The 17,369-nt window shown below is 73.2% G+C and carries 13 protein-coding genes; 1 reads left to right on the forward strand and 12 read right to left on the reverse strand.

Annotated elements, in window-relative coordinates:
• Nucleotides 1-91: 91 nt before the first annotated feature.
• The 3 genes from AB0883_RS27140 to AB0883_RS27150 all read right to left on the reverse strand — a co-directional run bounded on the left by AB0883_RS27140 (nt 92) and on the right by AB0883_RS27150 (nt 2,518).
• Nucleotides 92-955: an NAD(P)H-binding protein gene (locus tag AB0883_RS27140; protein WP_366644158.1), complete on the reverse strand. Its 864-nt coding sequence runs from the start codon at nt 953-955 to the stop codon at nt 92-94.
• Between the two features lie 161 nt (nt 956-1,116).
• Nucleotides 1,117-1,755, reverse strand: coding sequence for a dihydrofolate reductase family protein (locus AB0883_RS27145; RefSeq protein ID WP_366644159.1), 639 nt, complete (start codon nt 1,753-1,755; stop codon nt 1,117-1,119).
• A gap of 124 nt (nt 1,756-1,879) precedes the next feature.
• Nucleotides 1,880-2,518, reverse strand: a complete 639-nt coding sequence (locus AB0883_RS27150; protein ID WP_366644160.1) for a hypothetical protein — start codon at nt 2,516-2,518, stop codon at nt 1,880-1,882.
• 313 nt (nt 2,519-2,831) lie between these two features.
• On the opposite strand from AB0883_RS27150, the gene AB0883_RS27155 reads away from it, so the two are divergent.
• On the forward strand, nt 2,832-3,632 hold the full coding sequence (locus AB0883_RS27155; protein ID WP_366644161.1) for a trypsin-like serine protease: 801 nt from the start codon (nt 2,832-2,834) through the stop codon (nt 3,630-3,632).
• A 65-nt stretch (nt 3,633-3,697) separates the two neighbouring features.
• Here AB0883_RS27155 and AB0883_RS27160 read toward each other — a convergent pair whose 3' ends face one another.
• The 9 genes from AB0883_RS27160 to AB0883_RS27200 all read right to left on the reverse strand — a co-directional run bounded on the left by AB0883_RS27160 (nt 3,698) and on the right by AB0883_RS27200 (nt 17,363).
• Entirely contained in the window at nt 3,698-6,178 is a 2,481-nt protein-coding gene (locus AB0883_RS27160; RefSeq protein WP_366644162.1) for a tetratricopeptide repeat protein, read from the reverse strand.
• A 127-nt stretch (nt 6,179-6,305) separates the two neighbouring features.
• Entirely contained in the window at nt 6,306-8,723 is a 2,418-nt protein-coding gene (locus AB0883_RS27165; protein WP_366644163.1) for a carbohydrate-binding module family 20 domain-containing protein, read from the reverse strand.
• 273 nt (nt 8,724-8,996) lie between these two features.
• Nucleotides 8,997-9,926: an ROK family protein gene (locus tag AB0883_RS27170; RefSeq protein ID WP_366644164.1), complete on the reverse strand. Its 930-nt coding sequence runs from the start codon at nt 9,924-9,926 to the stop codon at nt 8,997-8,999.
• A gap of 40 nt (nt 9,927-9,966) precedes the next feature.
• Nucleotides 9,967-11,424 (reverse strand): lyase family protein, encoded by a 1,458-nt coding sequence (locus tag AB0883_RS27175; RefSeq protein ID WP_366644165.1) that lies wholly within the window; start codon nt 11,422-11,424, stop codon nt 9,967-9,969.
• A 63-nt stretch (nt 11,425-11,487) separates the two neighbouring features.
• On the reverse strand, nt 11,488-12,441 hold the full coding sequence (locus tag AB0883_RS27180; RefSeq protein ID WP_366644166.1) for an amidohydrolase family protein: 954 nt from the start codon (nt 12,439-12,441) through the stop codon (nt 11,488-11,490).
• On the reverse strand, nt 12,438-13,358 hold the full coding sequence (locus AB0883_RS27185) for a creatininase family protein (protein WP_366644167.1): 921 nt from the start codon (nt 13,356-13,358) through the stop codon (nt 12,438-12,440). Before AB0883_RS27185 ends, AB0883_RS27180 begins: the two co-directional genes overlap by 4 nt.
• A complete protein-coding gene (locus AB0883_RS27190; RefSeq protein ID WP_366644168.1) occupies nt 13,355-15,148 on the reverse strand; it encodes an iron ABC transporter permease in 1,794 nt (597 codons plus the stop codon). Before AB0883_RS27190 ends, AB0883_RS27185 begins: the two co-directional genes overlap by 4 nt.
• A complete protein-coding gene (locus tag AB0883_RS27195) occupies nt 15,145-16,218 on the reverse strand; it encodes an ABC transporter ATP-binding protein (RefSeq protein WP_366644169.1) in 1,074 nt (357 codons plus the stop codon). Before AB0883_RS27195 ends, AB0883_RS27190 begins: the two co-directional genes overlap by 4 nt.
• Nucleotides 16,219-16,310: 92 nt before the next feature.
• Nucleotides 16,311-17,363, reverse strand: coding sequence for an extracellular solute-binding protein (locus tag AB0883_RS27200; RefSeq protein ID WP_366644170.1), 1,053 nt, complete (start codon nt 17,361-17,363; stop codon nt 16,311-16,313).
• Between the last annotated feature and the right edge of the window lie 6 nt (nt 17,364-17,369).

Here is a 17,369-nt window from a genome sequence, read left to right on the forward strand (position 1 = left end):
GTGGCTCGGGGCAACGTAGGTCGCGGACGCGGCCGCGCGCCCGTCTTCGACACGAACGGCGACCGGCCCGAGCGGTCGACCGGACAGGCCCCTACCGCCGGCCGGTGAAGTCCTCGGCGTGGTCGCGGGCCCACTGCGCGTACGTCAGGGCGGGCCGGCCCAGCAGATGGCGGACGGTGTCGGTGACCGGCTCGGATTGCGCGACCATCGCCGCGTGGCCGGCGACGATGCCGGCGGCCACGCCCGCCGGCATCGAAGGGAAGAGCTCGGCGGCGGCCTGCGCGGGGTCCATCTCCTCGTAACGCAGCGTCCGGCCGAGCGCGGCACCGATCGCTGCGAGCTGCTCGACCTGCGTCAGCTGCTCGGGGCCGGTCAGGTGGTAGGCCCCGCGGTGGTGCCGGTCGTCCGTCAGCAACCGCGCTGCCACCGCCCCGAGGTCCGCCTCGTGCACCAGGGCCCGGCTGGCCTGGGGCACGAACCACCGCAGTACGTCCGAGCGCCGGAGCTGCGGCGCCCACGCCAGGGTGTTCGCGGCGAAACCGCTGGAGCGCAGGAAGGCGTACTCGGCGGCCGACCCTGCGATCAGGGCCTCCACATGGGCGTGGGAGCCCATGATGGTCCCGTCCGGCTCAGCGGCACCGTCCGGGTCGTCCGGTACGCCGTGGGCGGACAGGTAGACGATGCGCCCGACCCGCTCGGCCAGCGTCGCCACCAACCGACCGGCCGCCCGGTCGGCGGTGACCGACGGGAAGACGAGGAACAGCGCATCCACACCGTCCAGGGCGGCGCTCAGGCCGTCGGGCACGGCGAGATCACCGCCAACCACCTCCACCCGCGGCCCCAGGACCACCGATGCCCTCGCCGGATCGCGGGACAACACGCGCACCCGCACGTCCCCGGCCCCGACGAGCCGGGCGACGACCTGCCCACCCACCCGCCCGGTACCCCCGGTCACCAGTACCGTCCGCCGCACGCCCATACCGACCACGTCCTGTCCGCTCGATCAGGTCTGACGTGTCGACGGTAGAAGTTGAAGTGGGCTTGAGAGCAAGCGCCGGCGAGGCCGCGCCCGGCGGATCCACCCGCCGGTGACAGGACACCTGGCGTGGGGCGACGTCAGTCGTCGCGTCCGCGATCGGGTGCACTCATGTCCCCCGTCGCGGGTGTGCCACCGGCGAGCCCGTAACGCAGGTACACGGTGCCCCTCGGCGCGGCCACCGGCGGTTCGAGGAGGGTGAGGTTCGTGGGCACCGCGCCGCCGTCGAACACCTTCTTGCCGACGCCGAGCACGATCGGGTGCACCCAGAGGTCGAGCCGGTCGAAGAGCTTCTCGCGCAGGAGGGTCTGCACCAGGTTCAGGCTCCCGACGACCTTCACGTGCTCGTGCCGGTCACGGATCTCGCGCACCGCGCCGGCCAGATCCGGACCGAGCTGGGTGGACCCGGCCCACGACAGGTCGGGCCTGCCGCGGGAGGCCACGTACTTCGGGACCCTGTTGAAGAGCGTGGCGATCTCGTCGTCCTCGCCGCCCTCCTGGTGCGGCCAGTGGGCGGCGAAGATGTCGTACGTCCGCCGACCGAGCAGGAGGGCGTCCGTGCCCTCGTACGCGGCACCGACCTGCGCCCCGGCGACCTCGTCCAGCAGGGGCGCCTGCCAGCCGCCGAAGGGGAACCCCGCCGGGTCCTCGTCGGGGCCGCCGGGCGCCTGCCCGACGAGGTCGAGGGTCGCGAACAGTTCGATGTGGATGAGGCCCATGCCCTGCTCCCGGTGAGTTGGTCGGCTCGGTCGAAAGGTGGACCCGTGGGTGCCGGCACGGTGCCCTGCTTACGCCACCAGGCCGGGGCACCGCACCGGCACTCCCCGCTCACGACAGGTCACATTACGCGCCCGGACCGGGTGGCCGTCCCGCGTCGCCGTAGCGCGCGAAGATCTCCTCGACGGCGGCCAACTCGTCGCCCTCGTCAGCGTCGATGTACCAGCCGTGCTCCGTGTCCGCGACGACGGCCTCCGGGGTGACGAAGTCCCGGCCGAAACGGTAGACGTCCAGGCAGTAGACGAACTCGGACCCGATCATCGGGTCGATGCCGGTCCGGTCGCAGTGGTCCAGCAGGCCTTCGGCCACCCGCCACTGCTCGCCGTCGCACCAGAACACGCCGCTGGCCCAGTGGATCGTCCGGCCGGTCGGCACCTCCGTGACGTTGCCGGCCGCCCTGCTCGCCGGACGGTCGCGCACCAGGCGGACCAGGTCCTCGGGGACGTCGCCGTAGAGCGCCTCCTGTGCGGCGTACTGGTCCCAGCCCACGCTCAGATCCGCCTCGGGACCGAAGGTCAGCAGCAGGGCCCGCCCGTCGGCGAGGAAGTGCCAGAGGGTCGACTGCCCGCCGTTGTCGTCCCAGGCGAAGCGCTCCGCCGCGTCGACCGTCGTCGGCGGGTGGAAGGTGAGCTCGCTGACGATCGCGGCGCGCCGGCGCACCTCACGGATCGGAGTGGCGCGGAGCGCGTGCCAGGTCTCGTCCACGAGCAGCCATGGTAGCCACCGCAGGGGCGACGGCCGTGCGCGCAGATCTCGGTGTCCGGCCGGAGGGTTCCGGTGTCCGGGAACCGGTCGGACGACATGGCCTTTCCGCAGCCTGGTCTACGCAGGCACAAGCGCGGGGAGAGCCCCGTCCGGCCAGAGGAGAGCCATGCTGAAGAAGAGATGGGCGGTAGTAGCCCTCGCCGCCGTGGTCGTCGGTACCGCGGCGCCTCCGGTGGGGCCGGCGGCTGCCGCGACGGCTCAGGACCGACCCGCCGCCGGAGACACGGCACCAGCCGGTCACCGGCCCACGAGCGTGACGGTCCCCGCGGCCGGCGCCGCTGCCGGCGCGACTCCCACGGTCGGCACCAACGCGATCTTCGGTCCCGACACGCGGGTGCCGGTCAGCCCGACCACCACGTTTCCCGCCAGGGCGACCGTCCGGTTGACGTTCCCCGGCGGCCAGTGCACCGGCTTCATGATCAGCGAACGTACGGTCGCGACCGCCGGCCACTGCGTGCACTCCGGGGGCTCGAGCGGCGTTTGGCGTACCAACATCGTCGCGTACCCGGGGCACGACGGCACGACGGCGCCCTTCGGCTCGTGCGCGGCGGTCCGGCTCTTCGCCCCCTCGGGCTGGACCGGCTCGATCTACGCCTCCACCCCCGCCGACCCGGCCTACGACTACGGCGCGGTGCAGCTCAACTGCGCGATCGGCACCAGGACCGGCTGGCTCGGCCTCGGCTACCCGAGCCAACCCGTGACCGGATCCTGCACGTCGACCCAGGGATACCCGATCGACCGGTCCGGACAGTGGGCGAGCAAGGACGTCATCCGTGCCGAGAGCACGAGCTTCCTCTACGTCCGGCACCCCCTCGTCGGCGGGCAGGAGGGCAGCCCCGTCTTCTACACGCCCGACCCGGACGACTGGTGCCCGACGCCGCCGCGGCTGGTGATCCCGTGCCCGTGCCCGCCGCCACCGGACTGCGTGTGCCCGACCCCGGCGGTGCTGGGGATCCTCGCCCGCGGACCGTACGGCACCGGGCCCGGCGCCACCAACAACATCGTCACCCGGATCACGGCGCCGGTCGTCAACAACTTCATGCAGTGGCGTTGACCCTCTTCCACGAGTCACTCCCGGGACGGCAAACCGTCGCCCCGGGAGCGCGCCTCGGCGCCTGTTCAGGAGGACTGTGCGGGCTCGGAGCGCAGCCGGTCCCGGACCTGCTCGGCGTCCAGGTGGCCCAACTGCTCCAGGATCTCCAGCGCACCGCGCCAGGCGCGGTGGGCGAGGTCCGCTGCACCGGCGGCGCGGTGGCTGTCGCCGAGATGGGTGAGCGTGGTGGCCTCATAGTAGCGTTCCGCCGCCTCCCGCCACAGCGCGAGCGCGTTCTCGTAGCAGCGGATCGCCTCCGCCTGCTGCTCCAGCCGGTAGTGCACGTAGCCGAGGCTGTCCCAGGTGTGCGCCTGCCAGTACCGGTTGCCGACCCGCTGTTGCAGGACCAGCGCCCGCGTGCAGTTGTCGAGCGCCTGCTGGTAGTTGCCGAGCTGGCTGTGGTACCAGCCGATGTTGTTCAGCGCGTTCGCCTGCCCGTTGGTGTTCTCCCCCGCCGCGAACAGGCCGAGTGCCTGCTGCGCGTGGTGGAGCGCCTGCTCGTAGCGGCCCAGGCGCTCGGCCAGGATGCCGAGGTTGAGGTGGGCCCGTGCGCTCCCGATCGCATCGCCGAGTTCGGTGTAGAGCCGGAGCGACCGGTGCAGGTGCGCATGGGCCTGGTCGTGGTCCTCCAGCCGCAGGCAGGCCACGGCCCGGTTGCGGTGGGCGCGGGCCTGGCCGTCCCGGTCGGCCACCCGCGACGCGGCGCGCAGCGCCCGCTCCTGGACCATCAGCTGTTCCTGCCACGCCCCGAGGCGATCGAGGTACGTGTTGACGGCCCAGGCCAGCTGCCAGGCGTGCGTGTCGAACCGGGCGTCCGTGGCGAGGCCGACGACGGCCAGAAGCACCCGGTGCTCCGTGGTGAGCCAGCGCCACGCCTCCGCCCGGTCCGTGATCACGGTGACCGTTGTGCCCGTGCGGGCCGGGGCGGGGTCGATCGGGTCCCGCTGGTCGTAGAGGAGCAGATCCGCGGCGTGGGCGGTGTGCAGGTAGCAGTCGAGGAGCCGGCCGAGCGCCTGCGCGCGCACCTCCTCGGGCTCGTGCCCGGCGACCAGCTCGGCCGCGTACGCGCGCAGGAGGTCGTGCAGGACGTACCTCTCCGGGAGCTGCTCGGAGACCAGGTTCGCGCGGACGAGCGCCGCCATGGTCCGACCCGCCTCCGCCACGGGCACGCCGGCGAGGCTCGCGAGCGCCGGCACGGAGACGTCCGGCCCGGGGTGCAGTCCGAGCAGCCGGAACGCCCGTGCCGAGGTCGCGTCCAGACTGCGGTACGACCACGAGAAGACCGTGCGGATGTCGGTGGCCGCGTCGCCGTAGCTGAACCGGTCGAGACCGCCCTGCCCCGTCAGCTCGTCCGCGAGCCGGCCGAGGCTGAGGCCCGGTTGGGCGGCGGCCCGTCCCGCCACGATGGCCAGCGCGAGCGGCAGCCCGGCCGCCGCGTCGACGATCCGGTCCGCCGCATCCGGCTCGTTCTCCACCCGGTCCGTGCCGAGTCGCCAGGACAGCAACTCGTACGCCTCCGTCCGCGACAGCGGGTCGAGGAAGATCGGACGTGCCCCTTCGATGGTGACCAGCCCCGGCAGGTGCCCACGGCTGGTGACCACCACCAGGCAGCCCGGCGAGCCGGGCAGCAGCGGGCGGACCTGGTCGGCGTCGCCGGCGTTGTCGAGCAGTACGAGCACACGCCGGCCCGTCAGCAGGCTGCGGAACAGCCCCGAGCGGGCGTCCGGTCCCGCCGGGACTCGCTGCGCCGGCACGCCGAGAGCTTCGAGGAACTCGCGGAGCACCTCCGCCGGGTTCGCCGCCGGCCCGGTGGCGTCGAACCCGCGGAGGTTGACGTAGAGCTGCCCGTCGGGGAAGTGGTCGGCGACCCGGTGCGCCCAGCCGACCGCCAGGGTCGTCTTGCCGACGCCGGCCGTGCCGCTGATCAGGCAGATCGTCGTCGTGCCCGGCACGCCGTGCACGTGCGGCAGCAGGCCGGCCAGCCCGGCGAGCGCCGCCCGGCGACCCACGAAACAGGGTCCGGCCGTCGGCAGTTGCCGGGGCGTCACGAGTTCGAGGACGCCCGTCGGTCGGTCGGTGGGCGACGGCGGTGACGGCGGCTCGGATTCCCCGGCCGGTGTGCTGCCGCCGCCGGAGCGGCGGCACAGCTGGGTGTGGGCGGCAGCCCGCAGCCGGTCCTCCGTACGGGCGGCGTCGGCGATCCTGAGCAGCCGCCAGTGTGCCGCATCCCAGTGACTCATCTCCGCCAGCTCGGCCGGCAGCCGGATACCGGCTCGGTCGGCGTGCGCCAGGCACGCCTCGACGAAGGCGACGACGAAGGGCCACTCGGGCAGTGACTTGGCGTTGAGCTTGTCGCTCAACGTCGAGCGCGCCAGCGGCTGGCGCAGCGATGTCGAGATGGCGACCAACGTGTTCAACGACGGGGCCCCGGAGAGCTGCCGGAGGCGCCTGAGTTCACCGACGAACCAGGCCAACGCCTCCTGCGCCTCCCGGCCCGGTTCGCTCATCCGCTGCACCTCTCCGCGCCGGACGAGCCTATCAATCCATCAAGGATTCACGATGTCCTGCTCAAACCGGCGACGCGGGCGCCGAAGGCCGGGTGGCCGGCCCCGGGCGGGGCCGGCCACCGTTGCGTCAACGCCAGGTGTCGGTGCGGGTGTGGGTGCCGCCCGCCGGGGTGGTGAAGCTCCGGTTGCCGCCGGCCTCCCAGGTGACGGAGCCGTCGGGGTTCTTCCTCAGGTACTTGTACTCGACGGCGGTGTTCGGCGGCAGGCTGACGGTGGCCCGCCAGACCGGGTAGTCGGCCGGGGAGAGCGCGACGGCGTTCGCGGGGTTCCAGCCGCCGAGGGCGGGGAGGTTGCCGACGACGAACACGTTCTGGCCGAAGGAGGTGGTGGCGGTGGCATGGAAGGCGGTCGCGACCGGCCCGGCGGTGTCGCCGCGGAAGGTCTCGGTGACGGTGTGGCTGCCGCCCGCCGGGGTGGTCAGGCTCCGGTTCGCGCCGGACTCCCAGGTGACGGCCCCGGCCGCGGTCTTCTTGATGAACTTGTACTCCACGGTGGCGGAGCGGGGCAGGTCGACCACGCCGCGGAACACCCCGCCGGCGGCGGGCAGCCGTACCGCGTTCGCCGGTGCCCAGTTGCCCAGCGCCGGGACGCCGCCGACGACGTAGACCTCCTGGCCGGCGGTCACGGTCGCGGTGACGGTGAAGGTCGTGGCGACGGTGTCGCCGACGGGCCCCGGCAGGTAGGTGTCGGTCCGGGTCGTCGTCCCGCCGGCCGGCGTGGTGAAGGTGCGGCTGGTGGCCTCCTGCTCGACCACCGTGGTGCCGCTCTTGACCAGGTACCGGTAGGAGACGGCGGTGGCCGCCGGCAGGTCCACCGTCGCGGTCCAGGCGCCGGTGCCGGTACGGGTCAGCGGCACGGCGGCGGCCGGGTCGCCGTTGCCGAGCGCCGGGGTGTCGCCCACGAGGTGCAGCGTCCGGTCGGCGGGCAGCGCGGCGGCGGCGGTGAACGTGGTGGCCACCTTGGCGGCGGGGCCGCCCCGGGCGTTGGCGTGGATGGCGACCGCGCCGTTGGCGGGGATGGTGACGGTGGCCCGGCCGCCGGTCACGGTGACCGTGGCGCCGGTGCACCCGGCGGCGGTGGCGGCGCCGGAGATGACGTCGCAGTACGCGCCGTCGGCGAGGCCGGTGACGAACTGGGCGGTGCTGGCGGCGGCGGAGTCGTTGATGCCGATCCACCCGCGATCGCCCCGGTGGAAGCCGACGACGTTGCTGTTGACGACCGTGAAGTCCGAGATGGTCTTGACGTTGCGGGCGGTGTTGGCCCAGCCGACCATGCCCTTGATGCCGGTGGACCGGGTCAGGCAGGTCCAGCTGTCGCCGCAGACGGTGTCGGTCACGTGGCCACTGCCGGTGGCCGGCGGCGACTGGTTGCGGTTCGACCAGGTGAAGCTGTCGTAGACCGAGGGCTTGCCGTGCGGGTACGCCAGCGCGAAGTAGTTGGCCAGGGTGTAGTCGCTGCCGTTCTTGTAGGACAGCACCACCCCGTCGCGTTCCAGGTCGTGGTTGGTGACCATGGCGAAGACGTTGGCGCCGGGCGCGTCGAGGTTCCAGTTCGGAATGTTCGCGAGGTTCGCGATCGAACCCTGGAAGCTGGAGCGCAGACCCTTGGCGTACGCGAAGTCGAGCACGTCGCCGTTGCCGATGAAGGCGCGGGCCTTGAGCGCGTCGTTCGAGGCGCCGTCGAAGATCTCCTGGGCGACGTACGGGCGCTTGTTCTCCGCGACCGTGTTGTTGAGCCTGCCGAGGATGGCCGCGAAGTCGGCCTTCTTGACGTGCTTGACCGCGTCGACGCGGAACCCGTCCACGCCCAGTCCGATCAGGTCGTTGAGGTAGGCGGCGATCTTCTCGCGGACCTGCTCCTTCTCGGTGTACAGGTCCGACAGGGAGAGCAGTTCGCAGCTGGTCACCTGGGACTCGTTGTTCCAGTCGGTGATGCCGCCGGAGGTCGGGCAGTTGTCGCCGGGGTGGTGAAAGTCGCCGTGGCCGTACGGCACCGCCGGGTAGCCGTAGCCGGTGAAGGTGGTGCCGGCGTAGCCGACGGTGCCGGCGGGGTTGTTGACGCCGGCCATGTGGTTGACGACCGCGTCGACGTAGACGCGTACGCCGGCGGCGTGGCACGCGGTGACCATGGCGGCGAACTGCTGGCGGTTGCCGAACCGGCTCTCCAGCTTGTAGGACACCGGCTGGTACACCTCGTACCAGGGGTGCACCCCGTCGGCGCTGGTGGGCAGGCTGACCGACTCCTGCGGCGGCGCGACCTGGACCGCGCCGTAGCCCGCCGGACCGAGGTGGTCGGTGCAGGCCGCGGCGACGGAGTTCCAGTTCCACTCCCACAGGTTGGCCGTCACCTCGCTGTCGTTGAGCGTGACGGCGGCGTGGGCGGGGGCGGCGGCGGTGACGACCGGGGTGGCGCCGGACGCCACGAGGGCGGCGGCGAGGAGCAGGCGGGGGATGCGGGCGCGCAGGGGCGGTTTCGATCGTGCCATGACAGGGAGACCTTCTTCCGGGGACGAAGAGGCACTGACGAGAGGGGACGGCCGTCCGCGTAGCAAAGACAATGCTCGATTGCTGGCAGGCACTGCAATACCTTGCAGCAAACTTCTCGAAATTTCATGGCAATACTGCCGACACCCCCGGCAGGGCCCGTACACAACCCCCATAAGCCACGAAGCCGGCGATCCATGGTGGATCGCCGGCTTCGTGCTCTGCAAGGACTTGCAAGGATCGGCGCGCCCGGCGGCTGCGCCGGCCGGGCCCGGTCAGCGGGGTGTCGGCACCGCCTCGCGGGCGAGGATGACCGCGCCGAGCAACGCGGCGTCGTCGGCGAAGCGCGACAGCACCACCTCCGGCGGGTACGGCAGGACCGCCGCCATCCGCTCCCCCAGCAGGCCGCGGATCAACGCGTTGCCGGCCACCCCACCGACCAGCACCACCCGCTGCGGGTCGAGCAGCAGGCAGCAGGTGACCAGGTGCCGGGCCAGCTCGTCGGCGCGGGCGGTCAGCGCGTCGCGGGCCGGGCCGGGCCGCTCGGCGGCGGCGGCCAGCCCCCGCGCCCCGCCCGGCACGCCGAGCGACTCGGCGAGCCGGTCCAACGCCCGGCCGGAGAAGCCCAGCTCCAGCATCGTGCCCGGCCACGGGCCACCGGCCACGGCGTACCCGATCTCGCCGGCGGCCCCGTGATGACCGGCCAGCACCGACCCGCGGACCGTGACCGCCGCCGCCACGCCGGTGCCCAGGCCCACCACCAGGCCGGGGTCGGCGTCGCGCAGCGCGCCGAGCCGCAGCTCGGCCAGGGCGGCGGCGTTGAGGTCGTTGTCGACCGCCACCACCGGCACCGCCAGCCGGTCCCGGACCGCGTCGGCCAGGCGCAGCCCGTCCCAGCCGGGCACGTTCGGGGCCAGGTCGATGCCGTCGGAGCGGACCACGCCGGGCGAGGCGATCCCGGCCGCCGCGGCCGGCGCGCCGACCTCCCCCACCAGCTTCGCGGCCAGCTCCAGCGCCCGGTCCAGGGCCTGCGGGGCACCCCGCTCGGCGTACGTCGGCACCCGCTCGCGGGCCAGCAGCCGGCCCTCGCCGTCGGCCACTCCGACCGCCATCTTGGTCCCGCCGAAGTCGATGCCGAGCAGCACGCCCGCGTCGCCGGCCGACGGCGCCAACTGGGCGGCCCGGCCGGCCAGTCGCACGCTCACCGGGCCACCCCCACCGTCCCGGCCGCCGCGTCGCGGGCCCTCATCGGGCCGCCCCCTGCGCGGCGACCGCGTCCAGCGCCTCGTCGGCGGCGGCGAGGCGGGCGCGCACGCCGGCCAGCCGGGTGGCGACAGTGTCGAACGTGCCGCGCAGCACCGCCACCTGGGCGCGCACCGCGTCCGCGCCGGGGCCGTCGACCTGGGCGCGGTCGAGCACCAGCTCCGGGCGTACGGCGGCGGCGATCAGGTCGGCGACGGCGTCGTCGTCGAGCCCGTCGGCGATCCCGTCGGCCGCCGCCCGGACGGTCTGCGCGGTCCAGGTGGCCGGGGCCCCGCCCCGGACCAGCCGGCCGACCACCGAGTGCGCGGCCCGGAACGGCACCCCGTGCCGGGTCAGCGCGTCGGCCGCGGCGGTGGTGGTGGCGCCGGAGGCGACGATCTCCTCGGCCGACGGCGGCTCCAGCGGCTCGATCTCGGCGAGGAAGCCGCCGAGCAGGGCGAAGAACCGGTCGGTGCGGTCGTTGCTCTCCCAGAGCCGCACCTGCACGTCGGTGGTGGCGTTGTTGGAGTCCTCCCACCAGGCGGCGCCGACGTTGTTGAGCACGCTGGCGGCGTCGGCGGCGGTGGCCCCGGCCATCGAGACGAGGTGCTCCAGCACCACCGGGTTGCGCTTCTGCGGCATGATGCTGCTGCCCTGGGTGAAGTCGCCGGGCGTGGTCACCCAGCGCCAGCTCAGCCAGTCCATCAGGGTGCGGGCCAGCCGGGCGCCGGTCGCGAGGGCCTGGGCGTTGAGGGTGCCGACCCGCACGAGGTGGTCGGCGCCGGCCACCGCCTCGTACGAGTTGGTGACCAGGCCGTCGAAGCCGAGCAGCTCGGCCACCCTTGCGGGGGCGATGTCCAGGTCGGTGCCCGCGAAGGCGCAGGAGCCCAGCGGCGAGGTGTTGAGCTGGTCGATCAGGTCGGCGTAGGCGACGGCCTCACCGGCGAGGGCCTCGGCGTAGCCGGCGAGGGCGTGCCCGATGGTGGTGGGCTGCGCCGGCCGGCGGTGGGTGTAGCCGGTGATCACCACGTCGGCGTAGCGGTGCGCGGAGTCCAGGGCGGTCGCGCCGGCGGCGAGCACCCGGTCGAGGACCCCGAGGAGCTGGTCGCGCAGCAGCATCCGGAACACCCCGGCGTCGAGGTCGTTGCGGCTGCGGGCCATCTGCACGTCGAGCTCGGAGGTGGGGATGCCGCACGCCTGCGCCAGCCGCTTCTCCATCAGGTAGTAGGTGTCCTCGAAGGTGCCGTCGAACTCGGGCGCACCGGCGGTGTCGGCGCGCAGTTCGGCCAGCCCGCGCAGCAGCCGGGCGCCCCGCTCGGCGGGCACCAGCCCCTGCTCGACCAGCATCACCACGTGGGCCTGGCTGGCCCGCACCATCGCCGGGAAGAGGTACCCGACGTGGTGGTCGTAGGTCGGCCGCAGGTGGTGCCGCTGGTAGGTGGTCAGCGCGGGTGTGCTCATGACGGTCTCTACTTCCTTCCGTGCCGGGCGCGGCGTCGCGCGCCGCGCCCGGGCGTCAGCCGGTCAGGCGTCCAGGCCGAGCAGGCGCTCGGCGTTCCCGGCGAAGATCGCGCGTAGGTGGTCGTCGGGCAGCCCCAGCTCGCGGCAGATCCGCAGCTGGTCGTCGAGGTAGCGGGTGACGTACCCGCGCGGGAACCACGACGAGTCGCTGCCGAACACGATCCGGTGCGGGCCGATGGTCTCGTAGCAGCGCCGGAACAGCTCCTCCAGCGTCAGCTTGTACGGCATCCAGCGCACCCACTGGTTCGACCCCGAGGTGTCGACGTGGATGTTCGGGCAGCCCCACGCGGCGAAGAGCAGGTCCTGCACGTGCTGGACGCCGAAGTGCGGCACCACCACAGCCAGCTCGGGGAAGCGGCGGGCCATCCGGGCCAGCTCGTCCGGGCCGCCGTAGCGGCCGTGGGACAGACCGCCGGCGCTGCCGTAGTGACCGATGTGGATCAGCACCGGCACGCCGAGGCGCTGGGCGGCGTCCCAGAGCGGGTCGAGTGCCTCGTCGTCGAGCGGGCCGCGCAGCAGCGGGGCGAAGAGCTTCAGCCCGCGCAGGCCGCGCTCGACGACGGCGCGTTCCAGCTCGGCGGCGGCGTCCGCGCCGTACGGGTCGTGGTGGGCGAAGCCGAGCAGCAGGTCGGGGTGGCGGTCCACCACGTCGGCGACGGTGTCGTTGCCGCCGCCGGTGACGAAGACCGCCCGGCGCACGTTCACCGCGCGCAGCTCCTCGGCCCAGCGGTCCGCCTCGTCCTGCCAGCGCGCGGCGGGCGGCTCCGGGTCGGGAAAGCCCCACGCCTGCCGCCACTGCCGCGCGTACGGGGCGGAGCCGGCGGCCCGTACGGCGCGCTCGTGCTCGCCGCCGGGGTGCATGTCGGCGGCGTGCTCGCAGGCCCGGATCGTCTCGTCGGCGCCGATGCGGAAGTGCAGGTGGAAGTCGACGACGTCCAGTCCGCGGTCGACGGTCACGGCGCCTCCTCGGGCTCGGGTCCGCCGGCGGTCGCGGCGGTGGGCAGCGGGGCGTCGGTGGGCGGGGCGGGCGGCGGGGCGGCCACCCAGGCGGCGACGACCTCGCGCAGCCGGGTGCCGGCCAGCTGCCGGACCCGCCGACCGGCCTCCTCGCCGGCCAGCGAGATGTGCCCGGACCAGCCCTGCCACGGGTCGGGCCGGGACTCCACCAGCACGTACGGGTGGGTCACCGGCAGCTTCGGCTTCGGCGGCAGGTCGGCGACCGCGTCGAGGCGGACCGCGTCGGGGTCGAAGCCGAGCACGCCGGAGGTCTCGTACGCCCCGCCGTGCCCGCGCGCGGGCAGCGGCCCGTACAGCTCGGCGGTCTCGGCCGGGGTGACCAGCTGGAACCAGTTGACCAGCAGCAGGCTCGCCGTGCGCCGCCCGGAGACCCACTCCATGGCGGCCCGGACCGTCGACATGTTCGCGTCGTGTCCGTTGACGATCAGCAGCCGGGGGAACCCGGCGGCCACGATCCCCTCGATCACGTCGGCGAGGTAGCCGACCGCGATCTCCGGCCGGATCGCCACGGTGCCGGGCCACGGCCGGGTCTGGCCGGGGCACGCGGCGTACGGCACGGCGGGGAAGAGCACCCCGCGCGGGCCCGCCGTCGCGTGCCCGCCGGCCGGGGTGGTCGCGGTGCCGTCCGGGGTGCCGCCGCCGGACGGCACCGCGTCGTCGCCGCCGAGCGCGCTCTCGGCGGCGAAGCCCTCGGCGAGGATCAGGTCGGTGCCCAGCGGCAGGTGCGGGCCGTGCCACTCGACCGCGCCGACCGGGAGCACCGCGAAGTCCGCCGCCTCGGCGACCGCCCCGAGCTCACCGCCGGGGATCCGGGCGGCGGGGACCAGCCCGCCGCCCGACGGCCAGGCCGCGCTCACGCCGTCCACCTGGCCGCCTCCCGACTGGAGCGCCGGCCGCCTTCCAGCCGGCCGGAGACCACCATCACCACGAAGATCAGGACCACCTGGAGCATGCCGTACGCGGCGGCGGTGCCGACCTCGAACGAGTACATCCGGTTGTTGATCTCCACGGAGATCGGCGCGGTCTCGGAGGTGTAGATCAGCACCGAGGCGACGAACTCGCCGACGCCGTGCACGAAGGCGAGCAGCGCGCCGGCCACCACGCCGGGCAGCATCAGCCGCAGGGTGACCGTGCCGAACGCCCGCCACCAGGACGCGCCCAGGTTGCGCGCGGCCTCCTCCAGCGACGGGTCGATCTGCGCCAGGGTGGCCGAGCTGGACCGGAACACCAGCGGCAGGAACCGCACGAAGTACGCCAGCGGCATGATCCAGAAGGTGCCGATCAGCACCTGCCCGAAGCTGAACGCGTTGCCCGTGCTGAACGCCGAGATCAGGTTGATCGCCACCACCGTGCCGGGCAGCGCCCAGGCCAGCATGACCGCCACGTCCAGCAGGCCCCGGCCGCGGAAGTCCAGCCGGCGCACCGCGTACGCGATGAGCACGCCGACCACGACGCAGGCGACGGTGGCGATGAGGCTCATCTGCAACGAGTTGAGGATCGGCTGGAACGCCGCCGGGTCGGAGAAGATCGTGACGAAGTTCTGGGTGGTGTACGCCGCCGGGATGACCTCGGTGGTCCAGGAGCCGTCCTCGGAGAAGGCGACCAGGGCGATGGTCGCCACCGGGGCGAGCAGGACCGCGGTGGCCAGGACCGAGGCGGCCAGGGCGAGCCACCTGCCCAGCGGGTTGGTGATCTCGCGGCGGTGCGCGGCGACGCCCTTGGACTGCGAGCGGTAGCTGCGCCGCCCCTCGTACCAGCGCATGCCGAGCAGGAACAGCACCGAGACCACGCCGAGCACCGAGGCGTACGTGGAGGCCATCGGCAGGTCGCCGTTGGTGCGGTTGATGTAGATCTGCATGGTCATCGTCTGGTCCACCCCGAACAGCAGCGGGGCGGTGTAGGACGCCAGCGAGGTCATGAACACCAGCAGCGAGGCGGAGACCAGCGCCGGGGTGAGCATCGGCAGCAGCACCGTGCGCCACACGCGGACCCGGCCGGCGCCCAGGTTGTACGCCGCCTCCTCCACCGACGGGTCCATCCCCGACAGCGCGGCCGAGGCGGAGAGGTAGAAGTACGGGTACATGGTGAAGGTGTGCACGACCAGCACCCCGGCGATGCCGCTGAACGGCAGCACCGGGTTCTCGGCGCCGAAGAGCTGCTGGAGGCCCCGCGGCAGGATGCCGGTCTCGCTGTAGAGCAGCTGGAACGAGATCGCCCCGATCAGCGGCGGCAGCGCCGCCGGCACCAGGATGATCGCCTCGATCAGCTTGCGGCCGGGAAACGAGAAGCGCTTGAGCAGGAAGGCCATCGCCACGCCCACGACGCCGCAGAGCAGCACGCTGGCCGCGGAGATGATCAGCGAGGTGACCAGGGAGGACCGGGCCACGCCCCCGCCGGTGACGAAGCTGCCGTAGTTCTCCACGCCGTCCACGCCGACGCTCTCGGCGAAGGTGGCGAACATCGGCTGCACCACGTACCCGAAGAGGATCAGGGCGAGCGGGAAGACCAGGACGTACGGGAACCAGCGCGAGCCGGTGCCGCCGGCGAACCGGTCGGCGAGGCGGCGGCGCGGGCCGCGCGGCGGCGTCGGCTCGCCGGTGATCGGGGCGACGGTGGCCGGGCTGGGGGTGGCGGGGATGGTGCTCACGGGCGCACCACCCACATCCGCTCCCGGTTCAGCCGCAGGCCGACCTGGTCGCCGGCGGCGATCCCGGCCGGCACGTCGATCGCGGCGACCTGCACCGGCTCGCCGGCCACGTCGATCACGAGGTTGGTGGCCATGCCGGTGAACTCCACTTCGGTGACCCGGCCGGGCAGCGCGCCCGCCTCGGTGGCCGAGGTCAGCCCGATGTGCTCGGGACGGACGGACACCAGCGCGGTGTCGCCCTGGCGCAGGCCGTGGTCCGTCGGGGCGGGCGCGGTGATCTCGCCGCCGGCGGGCAGCCCCACGGTGACGGTCTGCGCGGCGGCGGCGACCACCGGCAGGCTGAGCACGTTGCTGCGGCCGATGAAGCGGGCCACGAAGCTGGTCGCCGGGCGGTGGTAGATCTCCTGCGGGGCGCCGATCTGCTGCACCCGGCCGGACTGCATGACCGCGATCCGGTCCGACATGGCCATCGCCTCGGCCTGGTCGTGGGTGACGTAGATGGAGGTGGTGCCGGCCTCGCGCTGGATGCGGCGGATCTCGACCCGGGTCTCCTCGCGCAGCTTGGCGTCGAGGTTCGACAGCGGCTCGTCGAGCAGCAGGGTGCGGGGCCGGATCACCAGCGCCCGGGCCAGCGCGACGCGCTGCTGCTGGCCGCCGGAAAGCTCGTCGATGCGCCGGTCGCCGTAGCCGGCGAGGTGCACCTGGCCGAGCGCCTCCTCGACCCGCCGCCGCGCCTCGACCCGGCCGACCTTGCGGATCTTCAGTCCGTACGCGACGTTCTGCGCGACGCTCATGTGCGGGAAGAGCGCGTAGTTCTGGAACACCATGCCGGTGTCGCGCTTGTTCGGCGGCCGGCGGGTGACGTCCTCGGTGCCGAACCGGATCCGGCCGGAGGTGGGGAAGTAGAACCCAGCCACCATGCGCAGGGTGGTGGTCTTGCCGCAGCCGCTCGGGCCGAGCAGCGTGAAGAACTCCCCGGCGGCGATGGTGATGTCGACGTCGTCCACGGCCGCGGTGTCGCCGCCGCGCGCGAAGCGCTTGCTCACCGACTCGAGCGTGACATCGATCATGAGGTCCTCTCCTTCGTGCGGTACCGGACCTGGACGGTCGTCAGGTGGGGGCGCGGGGGCGGGACCGGCCCGCCCCCGAGACGCCCGGGCGGTCAGCCCTTGTTCTTGATCTGGCCGTTCCAGTGGTTGATCCACTCGGTCTCGTTCTTGCCGATCACGTCCCAGTTGACGTCGAGCGGCTTGAGGTTGAGCTGGGCCAGCCACTCCGGCTTCTCGGCGATGTCCACGGCCGGGATCTGGTAGTAGTCCTTGGCCAGGTCGGCGCGGAGCTTGTCGTCGAAGAGGAACTCCATGAACTTCTGGGCGCCGGTGGTGTTGCCGCCCTTGACCGCGGCGATGCCGTCGACCAGCACCGGGGCGCCGGAGGCGGGCATCACGTAGCCGAACGGCATGTTCGACTGGTTGGCCTGGAGCAGGACGTCCTGGAGGTTCCAGGCGCTGAGCACGCCCTGCTGGCGGGAGAGCTTCAGGTAGAGGTCGGTGGGGTTGGCCGCGTACGCGCCGGTGTTGGCGTCGAGCTTCTTGAGCCAGTCGTAGCCGGGCTGCGGGTTGCTGCCGTCCGGGGACTGCCGCATGATCATCGCGGCGTAGATCGACCGCATCGTGCCGGACGCGGCCACGTCCCGGATGATGATCTTGTCCTTCCACTCCGGCTTCAGCAGGTCGTCCCAGTCCTTCGGGGCCTGCTCCGGGGTGAGCGCCTTGTTGTTGTACATGATGACCTCGGGGAGCAGGATCTCCCCGAACCAGCGGCCCTCGGCGTCCTTGTACTTCGGGTCCATCTTGCCGGCGAACGCCGGCTGCCAGGAGGCCAGCAGGTCCTCGCCGGCACCGGCGGAGAGCCCCTGCTGGGTGCCGCCCCACCAGACGTCGGCCTGCGGGTTGGCCTTCTCGGCCCGGACCCGCTCCAGGATCTCCTGGGCGCCCAGGTTGAGGATCTCGACCTTGCCCTTGTACTCGGGGTACTTGGCGGTGAACTGGTCCACGACGTAGGTGGAGACCTTCTTGTCGCGGGCCGTGTAGATGGTCAGCTTCTCGGCGCTCGCGCCGCCGGCCGCGTCGTCGCCACCACCGCCGCCGCCACAGGCGGTGCCGGCGGCGAGCACGGTGGCGAGCGCACCGGCGAGGAGAAGTCGACGTCTCATGGGGTA

Source organism: Micromonospora sp. NPDC047812, from assembly GCF_040704175.1.
Lineage (GTDB): Bacteria > Actinomycetota > Actinomycetes > Mycobacteriales > Micromonosporaceae > Micromonospora.